This is a genomic window from Fructilactobacillus sp. X1R3C1, from assembly GCF_059901545.1.
In genome coordinates this window covers 1-234 of record NZ_JBWXUT010000031.1, presented here as the reverse complement: position 1 = coordinate 234, position 234 = coordinate 1, and the positions used below count along the sequence as shown (strand labels likewise).

At 65.4% G+C, this 234-nt stretch carries 1 protein-coding gene; it reads left to right on the top strand.

Translation table 11 applies throughout. The features are described from left to right. Positions 1-234: hypothetical protein (locus AC6UD8_RS07080; RefSeq protein ID WP_500723608.1), on the top strand; the 234-nt coding region annotated here is incomplete at both ends.

The following is a 234-nucleotide window of genomic DNA, read 5'->3' as shown; positions in this document are numbered from 1 at the left end:
GGGTAGAGGCCGCCGGCAACCCCGACATGACCCAGCACTTGGGAGGACCCACCGAGCTGGGGGATCGTCGCACTGCGGGACATGAGCCGCTGTGGCAGTTCAAGGGAGCGGAGCTTTCGGTGCGCCGCAATGAGGTGTGGGGCTTGTGGCTTGACATCGACGTTCTTGACGGGCTCATGCGCCAGCTACCAGCCGAGTCCACCCATCGCGCCAGACTTCTCCGCGGCTTGGAAC